Source organism: Candidatus Nitrospira salsa, from assembly GCF_965152625.1.
The window spans coordinates 227067-242515 of the sequence record NZ_CBCUCO010000004.1 but is presented as its reverse complement, the minus strand read 5'-3'; the positions used below and the strand labels follow the sequence as shown (position 1 = coordinate 242515).

At 48.1% G+C, this 15449-nt stretch carries 16 protein-coding genes and 1 tRNA gene; 9 read left to right on the top strand and 8 right to left on the bottom strand.

The features are described from left to right. Nucleotides 1–22: 22 nt before the first annotated feature. From ACWQXP_RS15115 to rplT, 7 genes are all read left to right on the top strand, one after another. Nucleotides 23–1486 (top strand): SLC13 family permease, encoded by a 1464-nt coding sequence (locus ACWQXP_RS15115; RefSeq protein WP_454063710.1) that lies wholly within the window; start codon nucleotides 23–25, stop codon nucleotides 1484–1486. Between the two features lie 124 nt (nucleotides 1487–1610). Beyond that, nucleotides 1611–2213, top strand: coding sequence for a helix-turn-helix domain-containing protein (locus tag ACWQXP_RS15110; protein WP_454063709.1), 603 nt, complete (start codon nucleotides 1611–1613; stop codon nucleotides 2211–2213). A gap of 107 nt (nucleotides 2214–2320) precedes the next feature. After that, nucleotides 2321–2395, top strand: a tRNA-Val gene (locus ACWQXP_RS15105). Nucleotides 2396–2498: 103 nt separating this feature from the next. Continuing rightward, entirely contained in the window at nucleotides 2499–4454 is a 1956-nt protein-coding gene (thrS, locus tag ACWQXP_RS15100; RefSeq protein WP_454063708.1) for a threonine--tRNA ligase, read from the top strand. After that, nucleotides 4451–4969 (top strand): translation initiation factor IF-3, encoded by a 519-nt coding sequence (gene infC / locus ACWQXP_RS15095; protein WP_454063707.1) that lies wholly within the window; start codon nucleotides 4451–4453, stop codon nucleotides 4967–4969. Before thrS ends, infC begins: the two co-directional genes overlap by 4 nt. A 52-nt stretch (nucleotides 4970–5021) precedes the next feature. Next, complete coding sequence (gene rpmI / locus ACWQXP_RS15090; protein ID WP_454063706.1) at nucleotides 5022–5225, top strand: 50S ribosomal protein L35; 204 nt, start codon at nucleotides 5022–5024, stop codon at nucleotides 5223–5225. 39 nt (nucleotides 5226–5264) lie between these two features. After that, nucleotides 5265–5633, top strand: coding sequence for a 50S ribosomal protein L20 (gene rplT, locus ACWQXP_RS15085; RefSeq protein ID WP_454063705.1), 369 nt, complete (start codon nucleotides 5265–5267; stop codon nucleotides 5631–5633). 17 nt (nucleotides 5634–5650) lie between these two features. Here rplT and pheT read toward each other — a convergent pair whose 3' ends face one another. From pheT to larC, 6 genes are all read right to left on the bottom strand, one after another. Next, complete coding sequence (gene pheT / locus ACWQXP_RS15080) at nucleotides 5651–7336, bottom strand: phenylalanine--tRNA ligase subunit beta (protein ID WP_454063704.1); 1686 nt, start codon at nucleotides 7334–7336, stop codon at nucleotides 5651–5653. A gap of 6 nt (nucleotides 7337–7342) precedes the next feature. Continuing rightward, nucleotides 7343–8899 carry a phenylalanine--tRNA ligase subunit alpha gene (gene pheS / locus ACWQXP_RS15075; RefSeq protein ID WP_454063703.1) on the bottom strand — a complete coding sequence of 519 codons (1557 nt, stop codon included), beginning with the start codon at nucleotides 8897–8899 and terminating at the stop codon, nucleotides 7343–7345. An 8-nt stretch (nucleotides 8900–8907) separates the two neighbouring features. Next, the gene (gene rpe, locus ACWQXP_RS15070; protein ID WP_454063702.1) at nucleotides 8908–9582 is read right to left on the bottom strand and encodes a ribulose-phosphate 3-epimerase; all 675 of its coding nucleotides are present in this window, start codon (nucleotides 9580–9582) and stop codon (nucleotides 8908–8910) included. A gap of 2 nt (nucleotides 9583–9584) precedes the next feature. Continuing rightward, on the bottom strand, nucleotides 9585–11018 hold the full coding sequence (gene rsmB, locus ACWQXP_RS15065; protein ID WP_454063701.1) for a 16S rRNA (cytosine(967)-C(5))-methyltransferase RsmB: 1434 nt from the start codon (nucleotides 11016–11018) through the stop codon (nucleotides 9585–9587). A 76-nt stretch (nucleotides 11019–11094) separates the two neighbouring features. Continuing rightward, the gene (gene pdxA / locus ACWQXP_RS15060) at nucleotides 11095–12126 is read right to left on the bottom strand and encodes a 4-hydroxythreonine-4-phosphate dehydrogenase PdxA (RefSeq protein WP_454063700.1); all 1032 of its coding nucleotides are present in this window, start codon (nucleotides 12124–12126) and stop codon (nucleotides 11095–11097) included. Nucleotides 12127–12198: 72 nt separating this feature from the next. After that, nucleotides 12199–13407, bottom strand: coding sequence for a nickel pincer cofactor biosynthesis protein LarC (gene larC, locus ACWQXP_RS15055; RefSeq protein ID WP_454063699.1), 1209 nt, complete (start codon nucleotides 13405–13407; stop codon nucleotides 12199–12201). Between the two features lie 192 nt (nucleotides 13408–13599). On the opposite strand from larC, the gene ACWQXP_RS15050 reads away from it, so the two are divergent. Further along, nucleotides 13600–13773, top strand: a complete 174-nt coding sequence (locus ACWQXP_RS15050; protein ID WP_454063698.1) for a hypothetical protein — start codon at nucleotides 13600–13602, stop codon at nucleotides 13771–13773. Here the strand turns inward: ACWQXP_RS15050 and ACWQXP_RS15045 are convergent. Further along, a complete protein-coding gene (locus ACWQXP_RS15045) occupies nucleotides 13770–13940 on the bottom strand; it encodes a hypothetical protein (protein ID WP_454063697.1) in 171 nt (56 codons plus the stop codon). The two genes, ACWQXP_RS15050 and ACWQXP_RS15045, sit on opposite strands and share 4 nt — an antisense overlap. 25 nt (nucleotides 13941–13965) lie before the next feature. Here ACWQXP_RS15045 and ACWQXP_RS15040 point away from each other — a divergent pair, with 25 nt between their 5' ends. Beyond that, a complete protein-coding gene (locus tag ACWQXP_RS15040; protein ID WP_454063696.1) occupies nucleotides 13966–14706 on the top strand; it encodes a hypothetical protein in 741 nt (246 codons plus the stop codon). Here the strand turns inward: ACWQXP_RS15040 and larB are convergent. After that, the gene (gene larB / locus ACWQXP_RS15035) at nucleotides 14687–15436 is read right to left on the bottom strand and encodes a nickel pincer cofactor biosynthesis protein LarB (RefSeq protein ID WP_454063695.1); all 750 of its coding nucleotides are present in this window, start codon (nucleotides 15434–15436) and stop codon (nucleotides 14687–14689) included. The genes ACWQXP_RS15040 and larB overlap by 20 nt on opposite strands. Nucleotides 15437–15449 lie beyond the last annotated feature (13 nt).

Sequence of the window (15449 nt, the reverse complement as noted above, 5' to 3'; positions counted from 1 at the left end):
TTGTGAAATCCTAGGAGGAAAGATGGAGTACTCTCGAAAGGCTCAAATTGGCCTTCTGGTCGGCCCAGTTGTGGCTATACTCTTCTATTTTTTCCTCCCGCCTTCATTGAGTCCCTCAGCCCGTACCTTAGCCGCGATTTTGAGTTGGGTGGTGGCCTATTGGATTACTGAACCCATTCCTCTGCCCGTCACCGCCTTACTTGGAACGAGTCTGTGTGTAGTAATGGGGCTCGGATCCATGAAGGCCATATTTTCAGCGTATGCTCACCCGATTATCTTTCTCTTTATCGGAAGCTTTTTTCTCGCAGAAGCTCTTGTCGTCCACGGACTTGATAAACGGTTTGGCCTCTGGTTCCTCTCGCAGAAATGGGTCGGCGCTCATCCTATTCGCGTCTTTGTGGTGATGGGTATCACCGTTGCGATCCTTTCCATGTGGATTAGCAATACGGCTGCAACGGCATTGATGTTGCCGATTGCATTAGGCGTCCTGACCACTATGCATGGAACGGAAAAGAAACCGGGTGGCTATGAAACGGGATTTCTACTTTTTGTGGCCTATGGAGCAGGAGTGGGCGGAGTCGCGACGATTATCGGGACACCTCCAAATTTAATAGGTGTCGGTCTGCTTGCCGAACAAGCTCATCTTTCCATTTCTTTTCTGACATGGTTTGCCATTGGGCTTCCATTAACCATCGTAATGTTAGCCGTGACCAGTGTGGTGTTACTCAAGCTGCATCCGCCCCCTCCCGTCCTCCCGAATTTTCTTGACTCCTTAACCGCGCAGCGTGCCAGTCTTGGACGGTGGTCAATTGGTGAACGTCACGCCTGTATGGCGTTTGGGATTGCTGTGTGTTTGTGGATTGTCCCTGGACTACTTTCCGCCTGGTTGGGAGAAGAGCATAGCATTGTGACCTGGTTTGCTCGTCATTTGCCCAAAGAACTTGTTCCGATTGTTGTAGCCGGTCTCCTGTTTTTTCTTCCCATCAATTTTTCTCAAGGAATGTTCACTCTATCATGGAAACAAGCGGTCAATATTAACTGGGGAACTATTTTGTTATTTGGCGGAGGCATTGCGTTTGGTCATTTGATGGTCGAGACACAACTGGCGCATGTTATCGGTGAAGGGCTTGTTGGGATCTTTGGTGTTCAATCCGTATGGGGTTTAACGGCGATGTCGATTATGACGGCGATTGTGTTGACTGAACTGGCCTCGAATACGGCGGCGGCCAGCATGCTGGTCCCGGTGGTGATTGCTATTGCTCAGGCGGCTGACATGTCTCCAATTCCTCCAACCTTGGGCGCATGTATGGGAGCAAGTCTGGCCTTTGTCTTGCCTGTGTCGACGCCGCCGAATGCGATTGTGTATGGGACTGGTCTTGTCCCGGTCACAAGTATGGTAAGAGCTGGACTGGTCCTCGATATCTTAGGTGGAGTCTTGATCTTCATCATGTTGAAAGTGTTTTGTCCAATACTTGGATTACTCTAGGTATTCCGCATACGGGATACTCTAATTTTTATATGAAACCGTGAATTGACATTTAAAAATCGCATACGAGATAATCGTTCTCTTTTTCATTTTCTGTTTCATTCACCTTCTTTCATTCTTTTTCATGGCCAGTCGCCCATCACAGGTTCGAGTTGTCGTCTTGACCGACGATTCCAAAATCGCTACCCAGGTCAAGTCGGGGGGGCACGAGGATACGATTACGCTTGTGAAAGACTACCCAGCGCTTCATAAAGCCATGTCCTCAGATGAATATAAGGGGGTCTATCTTGAATGTAACGGATCTAAACAAGAAAAACTTCAAGATCTGAGTGAGTCCATTGATTTCTCGAAGACATTTATTTTAGCTGGACCGCTGCCTTCCATTGAATTTCTGAATCAGTTTGTCCAATGGGTGGGATCCGGACAAGGCAAATCGTCAAAGCCGGCTAAAGCCAAGTTGAGCTTTGTTGATTATGTCGAGGCTCAATTTGGTGAGTTTGTTCGTGCGATGAAGCTTGGATCTGCCCAAGATCTCTATCCCACGTTTATCCGAGCTGTCGAACGGCCATTAATTGAACTGGCGCTCCAAGAAACCAACGGCAATCAAATGCAGGCTGCTCGTTTATTAGGAGTGAACCGGAATACGTTACGCAAGAAAATTGGAGAGTTCAATATTTCGGTTGAAGTCTGTAAGAGCCAGCGTGCGAAAAACCCCCAACTCATCTAAAACGGCCCAACGACAGTGTGGCATGCGGGTTATCGTCAATGTGGCGTACGTGAACGTGGCTTCTTGACAACCTCTGAGTGGTCGACTAGCATGAGTCGAAGGTTCATAGGCGCGTAGCTCAGGGGGAGAGCGCTACCTTGACACGGTAGAGGTCGGCGGTTCAATACCGCCCGCGCCTACCACTTCTTCTTTGTAAGACACCGTAAGCCCGAGCTGTGGTGTCTTTTTTATTTATTCCTATGGATTTCTGTTCCTACACCTCAGCCAATACGGCGATTCATTGACATGTCCGCTACCCAATCCTCAATTCAATTGTCATTGCCAGATGGGACGAGTCAAGAGTTTCCCGCCGGTGTGACGGCAGGAGAAGTTCTTGAACAATCGAATGGGAAATGGCTTGAAGGAACCATTGCTGTAAAAATCGATGGTGTCCCAAAAGATTTGAAAACCGTTCTCCAACAGAATAGTACCCTGGAGCCGCTGACGTTCTCTTCCGATGAAGGCAAAGAAGTGTATCGCCACAGTAGCACCCATATCATGGCGCAGGCCGTGAAAGAATGTTTTCCTGCTGCTCAAGTGACGATTGGGCCGGCGATTGAGGAAGGCTTTTTCTACGACTTTGCCTTTGAACGGCCATTTACACCAGAAGATTTGGAACTCATTGAAGCACGGGCTCATGAAATTATTAAGCGTGACCTGATAATTACGAGGCAAGAGTTTACCAAGCAAGATGCCATCGATTTCTTTAAAGCGCGCGGTGAAGCCTACAAAGTTGAAATTATCGAAGGATTCCAGGATGATGAACCGGTTTCTGCCTATACCCAAGGCGAGTTTATCGATCTATGCCGTGGTCCGCATATCCCTTCTACGGGACATATTAAAGCCTTTAAGCTGTTGACGAGTGCGGGTGCCTATTGGCGTGGGGACGAGCGTAATCCCATGCTTCAACGGATTTATGGGACATCTTTTCCTACCCAGGAAGCCCTGGAAAAGCATATCGCGAATTTAGAAGAGATTAAAAAGCGAGATCATCGAAAGTTGGGGAAAGAACTCGATCTCTTTAGTATTCAGGATGAAACCGGACCCGGGTTAATTTTGTGGCATCCTAAAGGAGCACTGATTCGGTTGCTCATTGAAAACTTCTGGCGAGAGCAACATATCAAACATGGCTATGATCTTGTGTACTCTCCCCATGTGGCGCGCTTAGATCTATGGAAAACCAGTGGGCATGTCGATTATTACCGGGAAAATATGTACGCCTCCATGCCGGTTGAGTCCAGCGAGTACCAACTCAAGCCGATGAATTGCCCGTTCCACATTATGGTGTATAAATCGCACCTCCGGAGTTACCGAGAATTACCGCTTCGATATGGGGAATTGGGAACAGTGTATCGCTATGAACGATCTGGTGTTCTCCATGGTTTGATGCGGGTTCGAGGTTTTACGCAAGATGATGCCCATTTGTTTTGTCGACCGGATCAATTGGCGGCAGAAGTCAGCAAAGTGTTGGAGTTTACAATTTTTGTCCTCCAAACATTTGGCTTTACAGAATGCGAAATGTACCTTTCGACACGTCCGGAAAAATCGGTTGGTTCCACAGAACAGTGGGACCAAGCCACACAGGCATTGGAAAAAGCTTTGAACGATGGACAATTCGATTACAAGCTCGATCCAGGCGAAGGGGTCTTTTATGGCCCAAAGATCGATGTCAAAATCAAAGATGCTTTAGGACGGTCATGGCAATGTTCGACGGTTCAGGTGGACTTTAATAATCCCAACCGATTTGGGCTCACCTATATTGCTGAAGATGGAAAATCTCATCAGCCGATTATGATTCATCGAGCGTTGATGGGTTCGATTGAACGGTTTTTTGGAATATTATTGGAACATTATGGGGGGGCTTTTCCCACGTGGCTGGCTCCCGTACAGGCCCAAGTCCTCCCAATTTCAGATAAACAGCAAGAATATGGGACTTCTGTGCTGAATAATTTGCGTAAAGAGGGCTGTCGGGCCGAATTAGACTTGCGCAATGAGAAAATAGGTCTTAAAATCCGTGAAGCTGAAAAAGCGAAGATTCCGTACATGCTGGTCGTTGGTGATCGCGAAAGCCAAAGCGGAACTGTTTCAGTGAGAAAACGAAATGGGAAGAGTTTAGGAACAATGTCGGTAGAGGAGGTTCTTACGATTATTCGAAACGAAATCCCGTCTGTACTGTCCTGTGATTCCTCTCGTCCAGTATGAGCCGACCTCAAGTCGTCAAACAGCGTATTAATCATCTTATCCGTGTCCCTGAAGTTCGTGTGATCGGAGCGGAAGGGGAACAACTTGGGGTGATGAAAACACCGGATGCCGTTCGGCAAGCGAAGGAGTCTGGCTACGACTTGGTGGAAGTGGCACCAACAGCCGAGCCACCGGTTTGCCGGATTATGGATTTTGGGAAATTTAAATACGAACAAAGTAAAAAACAGCACCGAACCAAGCAACATCAAAAGTCAACGCAGGTCAAAGAAATCAAGTTGCGACCTCGTACAGATAAACATGACCTTGAAACAAAAGTTCGGCAAATACGAGGGTTTCTTGAAGAAGGAAATAAGACCAAGGTGACGGTGATGTTTCGAGGACGTGAAATGGCCAACAAAGAATTTGGCTTTACGGCGATCCATAAGGTCATTGAACAGCTTGGTGAAGTGGGGATAATTGAAAGTTCGCCTCGGCTAGAGGGGCGTAATTTATTTATGATTGTGTCGCCAAAGTAATACGCCGATCGTATAGCCTGTGAAATCGATAAACGGGGCCTAGGAGGAGAATATGGCAGGGCAAAAGTTAAAAAATCATTCTGGTGCCAGTAAACGGTTCAAACGAACTGGAAGCGGGAAGTGGATGCGACGACGAGCCAAGATGCGGCATATTCTCACATCAAAAGCTCCACGACAAAAACGTCGTTTGACTGGAGCGGCTGTGGTGCGAGATGTTGATTCACGGGCAATTGATCGTTTACTTCCCTACTGTTAGTTTAAACGGCTAGTTTGATATGAAGAAGGAGAATAAGTCATGCCACGGGTAAAAGGTGGGCCACAGACACGACGCAGAAGAAAAAAGAGACTGAAGCTTGCCAAGGGTCAGTATGGCGGGAAGAGTCGGCTCTTTCGAACAGCGACAGAATCAGTTGATAAAGGCGAAGTCTATGCATACATCGGTCGTCGACAACGAAAACGGGACTTCAGGCGGCTTTGGATTACACGAATCAATGCCGCGATACGGGCCCATGAATATACCTACAGTCAATTTATGAATGCGCTCAAAAAAGCTGATATTCTAATCGATCGCAAGATGCTTTCGGAGATGGCGATTCATGATCCTGAAGGGTTTACCAACTTGGTCAACAGTCTTAAGATGCAAACATCAAAAGCAGCTGCGTAGGCAAGTCTTTTCAGGTTTTATACTGTAATCTGAAATTCGAATGCCGCAATCGGCATATTAATTTGCCAAGCTTCAAGTACTTCAGGGTGAAGCTCTCCGATAAATCCTATCTCCTGTTTCCCACAAATAATCTTCCCGACGCGCCCATCTAAAAATGATTGGTGGGTGCTCGGTTCTAGTCGGTAATCCCGAACCAGATAGTACATCAGAAGGTCAAGATAAGAGTGAATTTCTGAGAAACTCGCCCCTGACTGCGCGATGATGGCCGAGACGGTCACGATCGTTCTTGACCCCAAATCGACGCCCATATCAGGAATCGCGACTTCTCCAATTTCAAACAAGAGATGGGGATAAAATGACCGAGGTGAGGCGGCTTCGACCCTTAAGAGAAAAGGAAGAATTGAGGAACGAAGACACGCGTAACTTTCTGACATGGCATTATCTACTTCGACGACATGACCATGTGGCGTGCCTGCCAATCGCATTCGATCCACTAGTTCCATGCGTGACGCTAAAATATTTGAAAACATTTCTTGAAAGCCAAATCCAATCATTAAGTCTCGAATTTGATCAGAGAGATACTCAAGGGAAGAAAGCGTCCCAACGGTAAAATGTCCTGGCATGATGGGCGTAAAGGAGTCATACCCTCGACTAATTGCGACATCTTCAGCCACATCCATGACGTGCATGAGATCATGCCGGTACGCAGGCATTGTGACGGAGATACTGTGTTGTGTGGATTTAACTTGGTATCCATAGTCTGAAAGAGCTTGCTGAATGACTTCAGATCCAAGCGGAGTGCCAAGGGCATGTTCAATGGCCTTGAGTGAAATCCGTTGAGACTTCGACATATCAATGGGTGTTTTCACCGTTTTACCAAAAGCTGTGGTATGCGGATATACGATATCAATAGGATCAATGGCGGCACCCCGATCTGCAAGGTTGACGGAAAAAATGTTTAACGTCAGGAGCACCATTGGCAAGTCGGTTCCAGTGACCTCAATGAGCAGAGCTTTATCCCCAATCTGAACTTCACCAACTTCTCGGCTATTAATAATGGGTGGAAAAGAAAGGACTTGCCCATCTTTGTCCCATAAGAGTGGAACCTGATCGGCATTGGCCAGTTGCGCTCCGTATTCCAAGCCTTTCGGATGCACAGTCAAAATTTCTTGAGGGGTCATCTTTTCGGTGAAGCCAAGCGGGGTGAAGCGCGTTTTTTCAGATTTCACAAGGCCGTAGGTGATCGGAAAAGAAATCGTAGCCAAACGATAGACGCCAATTGATACCGTTTGACGTTTTCTCCCAAAAATATCAGCCAACTTTTCCTGTGTTTGTATGATCTGATTTAATCCTTCTTCTGTGACTTCATAGCCGGTGGCGGCGCATGCTGCGATAAACGGCCTCACCGTCTCAATGCCTGGAAGTACCATTAACCGACGTTTGGATTGGTTTTTACTTGCGAGAAAGGGATACTCAATCGGTTTCGCGTCAAGAACCAGACGAATTTGGCGAGCAATCCCTTCCACGCACCAGAGATCGGGCCGATTGCTGTCTTGGAGCTCAATGCGCAGTTCACCATTTGCTGGGTTATGATCCTTGAGTTCCCCTTTCACCAGCTGAAGCCAGGCTTCGACTTGGCTGATTTCGGCATTTCGGCCTACGAGTTGTTCAAAGTCGTGATGGAAAATAGAAATAGTTGGCATGATGGGTCAAAATTTTCGTCGCATATTGCGAACAGCCTCAAGATCAGAAGTAAATAAGTCGCGAATATCATGAATGCCAAGGGCGACCATCGCCATACGGTCAAGCCCCAACCCCCAAGCAATCACGGGAACGTTGACGCCTAATGGAATCGTGACTTCGGGGCGAAACAGTCCTGCTCCTCCAAGTTCCATCCAACCAAGATGCGGATGGCGAACATGCAACTCGACAGATGGTTCGGTAAACGGAAAATAGGCTGGCAAAAATCGAATCTCTTTCGCTTGAGCCATTTCCGACGCAAATAGGTTGAGGAGTCCGAGCAATGTCCGAAAGTTAATATCGTGACCTAACACGATACCTTCAACTTGAAAAAAGTCCGTAGCATGGGTGGCGTCAACCTGGTCATATCGAAAGCACCGGGCGATCGAAAAGTATTTCCCCGGTACATCTGGCTTATTCGCTAAGGTTTTAGCTGAAACGGCTGTGCCTTGGCTTCGAAGAATGAGTCGTCTCGCTCGGTCACGGTCATACGGATATTGCCAACCTTTCGAGCCTGTGGTCCCGCCATTTTCGTGGGCATCGGCTACTTCCGAGAGGTATGGTTCAGCAATAGATTTGGCCTGGGTGGGATTTTTGACGAAGTAGACATCGTGAATGGCACGAGCGGGATGGAACTGCGGCATATAGAGGGCGTCCATATCCCAAAATTCAGTTTCGACCAATTCACCGCGCATTTCCTGAAAGCCCATACTCACCAGTTTGTGTTTGACAGAGTCTAAAAATTCTCTATAGGGATGTCGACGTCCAATGGCTAGTCGAGGCGGACGAAGGCTGATGGAGTATTTTCGAAATGAGTAATTTCGCCAGGATCCATCTTTGAGCATGTCCGGGGTCAATTGTGAAATTTCTTTGGAAGACTCTGATGAGGTCAGTTGACTGATGGTCTGTCCTTCCGGCGTTAAGGCGTAGGTTCGCAGGATATCGTCTTCAATACGAAAAGGTTCCTGGGCACTTCCGCGTTTAATCGCATATTGTCGAATCAGGGCCTGATCGGGACTTGAAAATGTTGTGAGCGGATGAGAATCTGCTGACAATGTCGTCAGCAAGTTTCGTAGAGTCTCTGTCGTTGGACTTGTCGTGTCTGTTATTTCAAGTGCACCTCCGGAAACTAATCGAATGGCTTGATCTTTTTTGAGAAGGCCGATCGCACGACTAAGCTCGGTCGGCTGAAATTGCCCTTGAGCTTGGAGGTCTTTCACCGTTATCTGTTCACCGCGAGCCTGATGCGCTTGAATAGATTCAAGAATCCATTCCGAAGGAGAACTGGTCTGACTGTAGGCTTTTCCCGTCTCACTTAACGAAACGACAGGGGTAATGTTTTCTGTGGCCAAGACGATCAATTTTTTCGTCAGCAACCATCCAACTGCCATGCTGACCTGCGAGGGGTCGAGTTCGGTCGCGTGCGCGAGCTCCGCATCAGACAGCGCACCTTCTGCGTTCTTTAAAATTGTGAGAACTTTGGTCTCGAGTGGATGAAGACTATCGAGTAGAGCGGTGGTATCCATGAAAGACGTTAGACGTTGATGGTCTGTCCTGCTGCTCGCATTTGTTGGATGGTCGTGGAAAAATTTTCACTTCCAAATATCGCTGATCCAGAAACTAAAACATCGGCACCCGCCTTGATAATGGATCCGGCATTCTGAAGGTTGACTCCTCCATCGACTTCCAAAAGACCTGGGCTTGTTCCTGCATTGAGTGAATGTCGAATTCGAGATATTTTCTCAAGGCAGGAAGTGATAAAGGTTTGTCCGCCGAATCCTGGACTGACTGACATGACAAGGATGAGGTCTACCTCATGGATCACTTCCTCGAGTGTGCTGACGGACGTTGCCGGATTCAAGGTCACGCCGGCTTTAACGCTGCGTTCTTTAATCGATTGAAGAGTCCGGTGTAGATGAGGACAGGCTTCGACATGAACGGTCAAATAATCAGCGCCAGCATCTGCAAATTCTCCGATAAATGTATCAGGGTTGGTCATCATCAGATGGACATCCAAAGGCAGCCTCGTGACCTTGCGAACCGCTTCTACAATAGGTGGGCCGACCGTCAGGTTAGGGACAAAATGGCCATCCATGACATCAATATGAATCCAGTCAGCTCCAGCAGCCTCTACTTGACTGACGGCTTCTGCAAGACGACCGAAGTCAGCCGAAAGGATAGAAGGCGCAATGAGCGGAGTTGAAGACATGATCATCTGTTCCCTTTTATTAAGCGAGCCGCGAAGAATCCATCCATCGACACCGTATTGAAGGAAGTCATTAAATTTCCTGACTCATCGATTAGCGTCTGGGCGGTCTGAGGGAGCCACGGCTTGATGGAATCCTGATAAAACTCCTGATGTCGATCGAGAAAAGTCTCGACAACGTGACTCGTTTCCTCTTTTTCAGTCGAGCAGGCACTATAGACTAACACTCCATCGGGTCTCAAGAGTGCACTGACATGCTCAAGAATTTTCCCTTGTAGGATTCGGATTTGATCAATCAGGTCTGCTCCCTTAACCCACTTCCCTTCCGGATGACGACGTAGCACTCCCAGTCCTGAGCAGGGCACATCAAGCAGTATGCGGTCAAAGCCTTGCCTGAATGTTGCGGCCAAGGAACGCTGTTGAGTGTTGGTTGTAGTGGCAAAAGATGTTGTTGAAATATCTTTTCCCATGTCAGCGCAGAGAGTCGTAATGTTCGTCAATCCAAGTCGCTGGTAGTTGGACGTCAGAAGGTTTAACCGTTGTGGATCTCGATCAACAGCAATAATTTGGCCTTGGTTGCCCATGAGCTGGCTCACATGGGTCGTTTTTCCGCCTGGAGCCGCACAGACATCTAAGACTTGATGGTCAGGCTTGATATCCAATAATAGCGGAATGAGTTGCGCCGCTTCATCCTCAATATAGCACCACCCGTCTTTCAATGGACCAAGATCACTGAGTTTTCCACATTTTTCCAATATTAATCCGAGTGAACTGACTGTGGTCTTTTGTGCCTCATATCCATCTGATTGCAGTCGGCTGAGTAGTCGATCTCGCGAACAGTGAATGGTATTGGTGCGTAAGGTGAGAGGAGGAATCTGGAGTGTCGCCTCGCACAGTGTTTGTGTCCTGTGAGTTCCCCAGGCCGACAACCATCGTTTGACGAGCCAAGAAGGGCAGGAGTACCGAATAGAGAACGCTAAAACTGGATCTTCAGATGGATCAGGCCATGGCGGCGCAGGATGACGCATGATATTACGAAGAATGGCGTTCATCATGCCGCTCCAATTGCGGCCTCCAACGGTCTTGGCTAACTTTACGGATTCATTTACGGCCGCAGAAGGTGGAATTTTATCAAGGTACAGCAGTTGATAGGCTCCCAGCCGAAAAATCATGGCAACGGTCAGGGGCAGCCGTGACATCGGACGATCAGCGAATTGATTCAATCGCCAATCCAACGTCTCGCGATGTCGTAAGACGCCATACACGAGTTCAAAGGTCAGACCTCGATCCAGTTCACGAATTTTTGCTGTTTCCAATATCGCGTCGACCACGTCGTCCGCGAACGGTTGTTGGCGGTGAACTTTTAACAGAATGGTCAATGCCGCGGAGCGGGCTCCTGAATATTTTGCCGATTGTTTATGCTTAGAGGGTAAATGCATGGTCTCAGGGTTTAGTTGTGACGACGAACCGTCAGATGATCAGAAACATGAGGGAATCAAAAAAGAGTGTGTTAAATCAGCGCTTGTCAGTTGAGAGTTGAGCGGCCAAGGCCATGGCTTCTATGAGACTCGTTGGATCAGCCTTCCCTTTTCCAACAATGTCATAGGCGGTTCCATGATCCACGGATGTACGAATGAATGGGAGGCCAACCGTGATATTGACACAATGTCCAAATGCCACAGTTTTTAAGGCCACCAGTCCTTGATCATGGTACATGGCCACGACTCCATCAAATTCTCCAGAAACCGCCTTTCCGAAAAGGGTATCGGCGGGGAAAGGCCCCGTACAGCGAATACCTGTAACACGTGCCCGTTTTACAGCAGGTGCAATGGCCTGCTCTTCCTCATCGCCAAAGAGACCGCCTTCCCCAGCATGGGGATTCAGTCCAGCGACCCCGATACGGGGTCGTGTGATGTGAAACGATCGACGGAGTCCGGACTCTGCCAATCGAATCGCGCGAAGGACATTGCTAGTCGTAATCGATTGTGAAAGGTCTCGAATCGCGACATGTGTGGTAACAAACATAATTTTTAGCGGCCCACCGAGAATCATCATGCCGGACTCTTTTGTTTGAGTCAGGGCTGCTAGCATTTCTGTATGACCGGGATAGTGATGGCCGGCAAGATGGATCGCTTTCTTGTTGATAGGTGCGGTCACGATGCCGTGAACAGTCCCAGCCTGTGCTAAATGGACGGCTTTTTGAATATAGCGTACCGATGCGTCTCCAGATACGGCGCTGGCCTGGCCTTTACGAAAGCGTCCCAATGGCCTTTCAAGGGGGTCGAGTACTGGAAGTTGACCCCGGCGAAAGATGTTCTGTCCATTCTGTGGAGGATATTCTGGTACCGAGACAATCTTCATAGGAATTTGAAGGGCCTGAGCCGTTCGTTCCAGAATTGGGGGAGAGCCGATCACAAGCGGAGCGCACCATTTCCATATCTTTGCGTGAACGAATGTCTTGACGATAATTTCCGGACCGATACCGGCAGGGTCTCCCATAGTAATAACCAATGTCGGGCGATGGTTCTTGTTTGAAGTAGTCTTCATATCGAGACGTCGCTGGTAGAAATTGGGCTGTACTTTGGTGAATGGCGAGAAGGTCTATGAAACGCAGGCCAATTACGTGGAGCGTGAAGTCCTTCGCACCGTCTTTTTCGTCTTGTAAAACGTTTGAAAGGCCTGTTCAATAATTTCTCGGACAGGTTTCCCTGTTTTCGTAGCCAGGCGCTGACAATCTCGATACTCAGGCATCACTTTTTGCTGACCATTTCCTAGGTCTGCGATTTTGATTTGGACCGTCCCTTCGCGTAATAGAATTGTTTCCATTCTCCGAGGAAGGACAAATCGGCTGACGTGGTTAACTCGTATACCAAGAGTTGTCGTTTCCTGAAAGAGTGTTCGGATCACATCTTCTCGAATATTTTTGGGGGCTAGAATAGTGATAATGATTCCTGGGCGACTGCGTTTCATAATGACCGGTGTTAACGTCACATCTAAGGCCCCGACCTTGAATAGCTTGTCCATTACAAACTCATAGGTTTGAGGGTTGAGATCATCGATGGTTGTCTGGATTTCGAGGATAGGTTCTGTGTTTTGAATATCCTGAGACGCATCAGAACACAAAAATACGCGAAGAACATTTGCCCAGTCAGGAGGCTCTGCTGTACCAGCGCCATACCCGATACCGGCAGGATTCATGGGGGGAAGGGCGCGAAAGTCTTGAGTGAGCGTTGTCAAAAGCGCCATCCCGGTCGGAGTGGTTAGTTCAAGAGCTGGTCCTGATGCAAAGATCGGAACATCTAACGCCAGCTGAGCCACAGCAGGTCCGGGAACGGGCAAGACCCCATGAGCTGTGTGAATCGTGCCGGATCCAACATTGATGGAAGAAGCTGAAATTGATGTGATATCGAGATAGTGAAGGCCAAGCAAGGTTCCAACAATATCAACTAATGAATCAACGACGCCGACTTCGTGGAAATGGACTTTAGCTTGTGGAACTCCATGGACTGTTCCTTCAGCCTCCGCCAAACGTTGAAAGACTTCCTTCGAACGGGATTTGACGTTTGAGGGGAGTGGACTTTGGCTTAGGATGCGTCGAATCTTAGGGAGCGACAGCGGTTTGTTGAATCCTTCGCGAATATTGACGTCAACTTTGGTCGCATGGACTGTGCCTCGATGGACTTTCTTGGCTTTGAGCTGATAGCCACCGGCCGTCAGTTGTTGTAAGCCTTTTTTAAGAGTAGTGAACGGGACCCCGGCATCGACCAATGCTCCGAGACACATATCGCCGCTGATACCTGAGAAACAGTCAAAATGAAGATGCGACACGATGTTCCTTCATACCAAGTAGGGAATGTAGCCCATCATAACAGATCCTGATGGCTCACACATTCTCAACATCGAGAGCCGCGACTTATAGCCGATTCAGTTATACCGAAACGATAAAGCGCCAAACTTGGACAATGTTGAGATCCAATACGTGAGATAAAACGTCAATCATTGTCAGTTATAGCCGATTCAATGATTTTTCGTACTCTTGACACATGGGATATCGCGTTGAAAGTCCTCATGGTTGAGCTGGAACGTATTTGTATTCGCTATAACCCAAGCGGGTATAACCTTCCAAATTTTGAAGTAAGTAATCGCGCGGAGTTAGTTGATATGCCTCAGCTGGACCTGGACACATGTCATTAATACATCAGGTCGATGGCTGAGTCACGCAGTTGAATGCCATACAAGACTGCACCTTCTTGCATGGTATCGTGTCCAGGCATTCCAACTGTTGGATTCGCTATAATTTGACTGATGGGAGAGGCTATGGTATTCGACCAATAGACAAGGAATATTGACATTATCCCCATGTGACGAAGGGGCTCCGTATTGAAAATGATCAGAAATCATAGGCAGCGGATTGTTCAAATTAGTCTGTATGTTTTCGGAATAGTCTATGTCGCCGGTTTGTTGTTTGGAACAGATGCCGATGCGAAAAAAAGGCGAAGAGTTTCTGCTGGAGCCTTTCAAATTTCTCAAGTCACGACCTCGCCGACACCCTTTGAAGTGGGAAATGGAGAGCTTACGTTTTCCACGATCGTGAAAGTTCCAACAAACTTGAATGGGCTGGCTGTTCTGGAAGTATCAGCCCTCATCACCTCTCCGACTCAACGATCAATGCGGTTTCTTACGCAACGAGTGCCGTTAGGTTCGAAAGCCCCGGCTCAAAGAGGTCCGCATATCTCAGCAGCCCTTGTGTGGGATGGGACAGATCAATCGCACACCTTGGTTGACCCGGGAACCTATCAGTATGAAGTTCGGGCGAAACTCATGGCCGAAAAAGGGGCTGGCATAGAAGTGCGAATGGTCTCCCGAACTTCCCGTGGAGCCGTCAAAGTCATCAAGTATCATGCTCCTCCCCCGCCTGTCGAAAACCTTCAGTCAAATTCAGAGATTGGGCCTGACGATTCATCAGCAGAAGACGAAAATTCTGAGGAAGAATCGGCTGAGACGGTCGTTGATGAAGTTGAAATGCTCACCGATGAATCAACTAGCCATCCATTACCAGAACCGGGAGATTCGGAAGTGGAGATTATCGAAGAGGAAGAGATGTTGGTCATTCCCCAAGAAGGTTAATCCGATGAGCCAGACATCCGGCACCAAACCCGTTGTCAATGTTCATAACTCCAATCCCGCCTGAACAGGCATTCAACATTGTGAGCAGAGCCGCGAGTCCACCAAAGCTTGCTCCATATCCCTGACTGGTTGGAACGGCAACAATCGGTCGGTCGACGAGCCCACCTATGACACTCGGTAAGACGCCATCCATGCCTGCCACCACAATGATTACACGAGCTTGATGTAAAATTTTCTGCCGATCCAAAAGACGGTGGAGTCCAGCTACTCCAACATCAAACAGTGTTTGGACACGGCTCCCCATGATCTCTGCAGTGATGCGGGCTTCTTCGGCAACCGGAATATCCGAGGTACCAGCAGTCACAATCACGATATTTCCACGTTTTACGTGTTTAGAAGATTGCACGGAAACAATTCTCGCATCCTTGTGGTAGGTGGCTTTGGGAATCGCCCGTGTTAAAGCGCGTGCCATGTCTGGTTGAGCCCGTGTCGCCAGTAACGCATTGCCTTTTTTTAGTAGTTTTCGAGCTATGGCGGTAACTTGAGCTTTTGTCTTCCCTTCACAGAGGATCACCTCGGGAAAACCCTGCCGTACTGCGCGATGATGGTCAATTGAAGCGAACCCAACGTCCTCATACGGGAGGGTGCGCAACTGCTGAAGAGCATCTTGAACCGATAGAGATTCAGATCTCACTTGTTCAAGTAGTTTTTTTAGGTGAGCCGTGTCCATCTTAGTGCTTGCA

What these genes read in the sequence shown, in the direction of transcription:
- rsmB (WP_454063701.1), bottom strand. Translation starts at nt 11,018, where the DNA reads ATGCATTTACCCTCTAAGCATAAACAATCGGCAAAATATTCAGGAGCC.
- pheS (WP_454063703.1), bottom strand. Translation starts at nt 8,899, where the DNA reads ATGGATACCACCGCTCTACTCGATAGTCTTCATCCACTCGAGACCAAA.
- infC (WP_454063707.1), top strand. Translation starts at nt 4,451, where the DNA reads ATGAGCCGACCTCAAGTCGTCAAACAGCGTATTAATCATCTTATCCGT.
- ACWQXP_RS15050 (WP_454063698.1), top strand. Translation starts at nt 13,600, where the DNA reads ATGATTTTTCGTACTCTTGACACATGGGATATCGCGTTGAAAGTCCTC.
- ACWQXP_RS15115 (WP_454063710.1), top strand. Translation starts at nt 23, where the DNA reads ATGGAGTACTCTCGAAAGGCTCAAATTGGCCTTCTGGTCGGCCCAGTT.
- rpmI (WP_454063706.1), top strand. Translation starts at nt 5,022, where the DNA reads ATGGCAGGGCAAAAGTTAAAAAATCATTCTGGTGCCAGTAAACGGTTC.
- pheT (WP_454063704.1), bottom strand. Translation starts at nt 7,336, where the DNA reads ATGCCAACTATTTCTATTTTCCATCACGACTTTGAACAACTCGTAGGC.
- larB (WP_454063695.1), bottom strand. Translation starts at nt 15,436, where the DNA reads ATGGACACGGCTCACCTAAAAAAACTACTTGAACAAGTGAGATCTGAA.
- rpe (WP_454063702.1), bottom strand. Translation starts at nt 9,582, where the DNA reads ATGTCTTCAACTCCGCTCATTGCGCCTTCTATCCTTTCGGCTGACTTC.
- ACWQXP_RS15110 (WP_454063709.1), top strand. Translation starts at nt 1,611, where the DNA reads ATGGCCAGTCGCCCATCACAGGTTCGAGTTGTCGTCTTGACCGACGAT.
- ACWQXP_RS15045 (WP_454063697.1), bottom strand. Translation starts at nt 13,940, where the DNA reads ATGGGGATAATGTCAATATTCCTTGTCTATTGGTCGAATACCATAGCC.
- rplT (WP_454063705.1), top strand. Translation starts at nt 5,265, where the DNA reads ATGCCACGGGTAAAAGGTGGGCCACAGACACGACGCAGAAGAAAAAAG.
- thrS (WP_454063708.1), top strand. Translation starts at nt 2,499, where the DNA reads ATGTCCGCTACCCAATCCTCAATTCAATTGTCATTGCCAGATGGGACG.
- pdxA (WP_454063700.1), bottom strand. Translation starts at nt 12,126, where the DNA reads ATGAAGACTACTTCAAACAAGAACCATCGCCCGACATTGGTTATTACT.
- ACWQXP_RS15040 (WP_454063696.1), top strand. Translation starts at nt 13,966, where the DNA reads ATGATCAGAAATCATAGGCAGCGGATTGTTCAAATTAGTCTGTATGTT.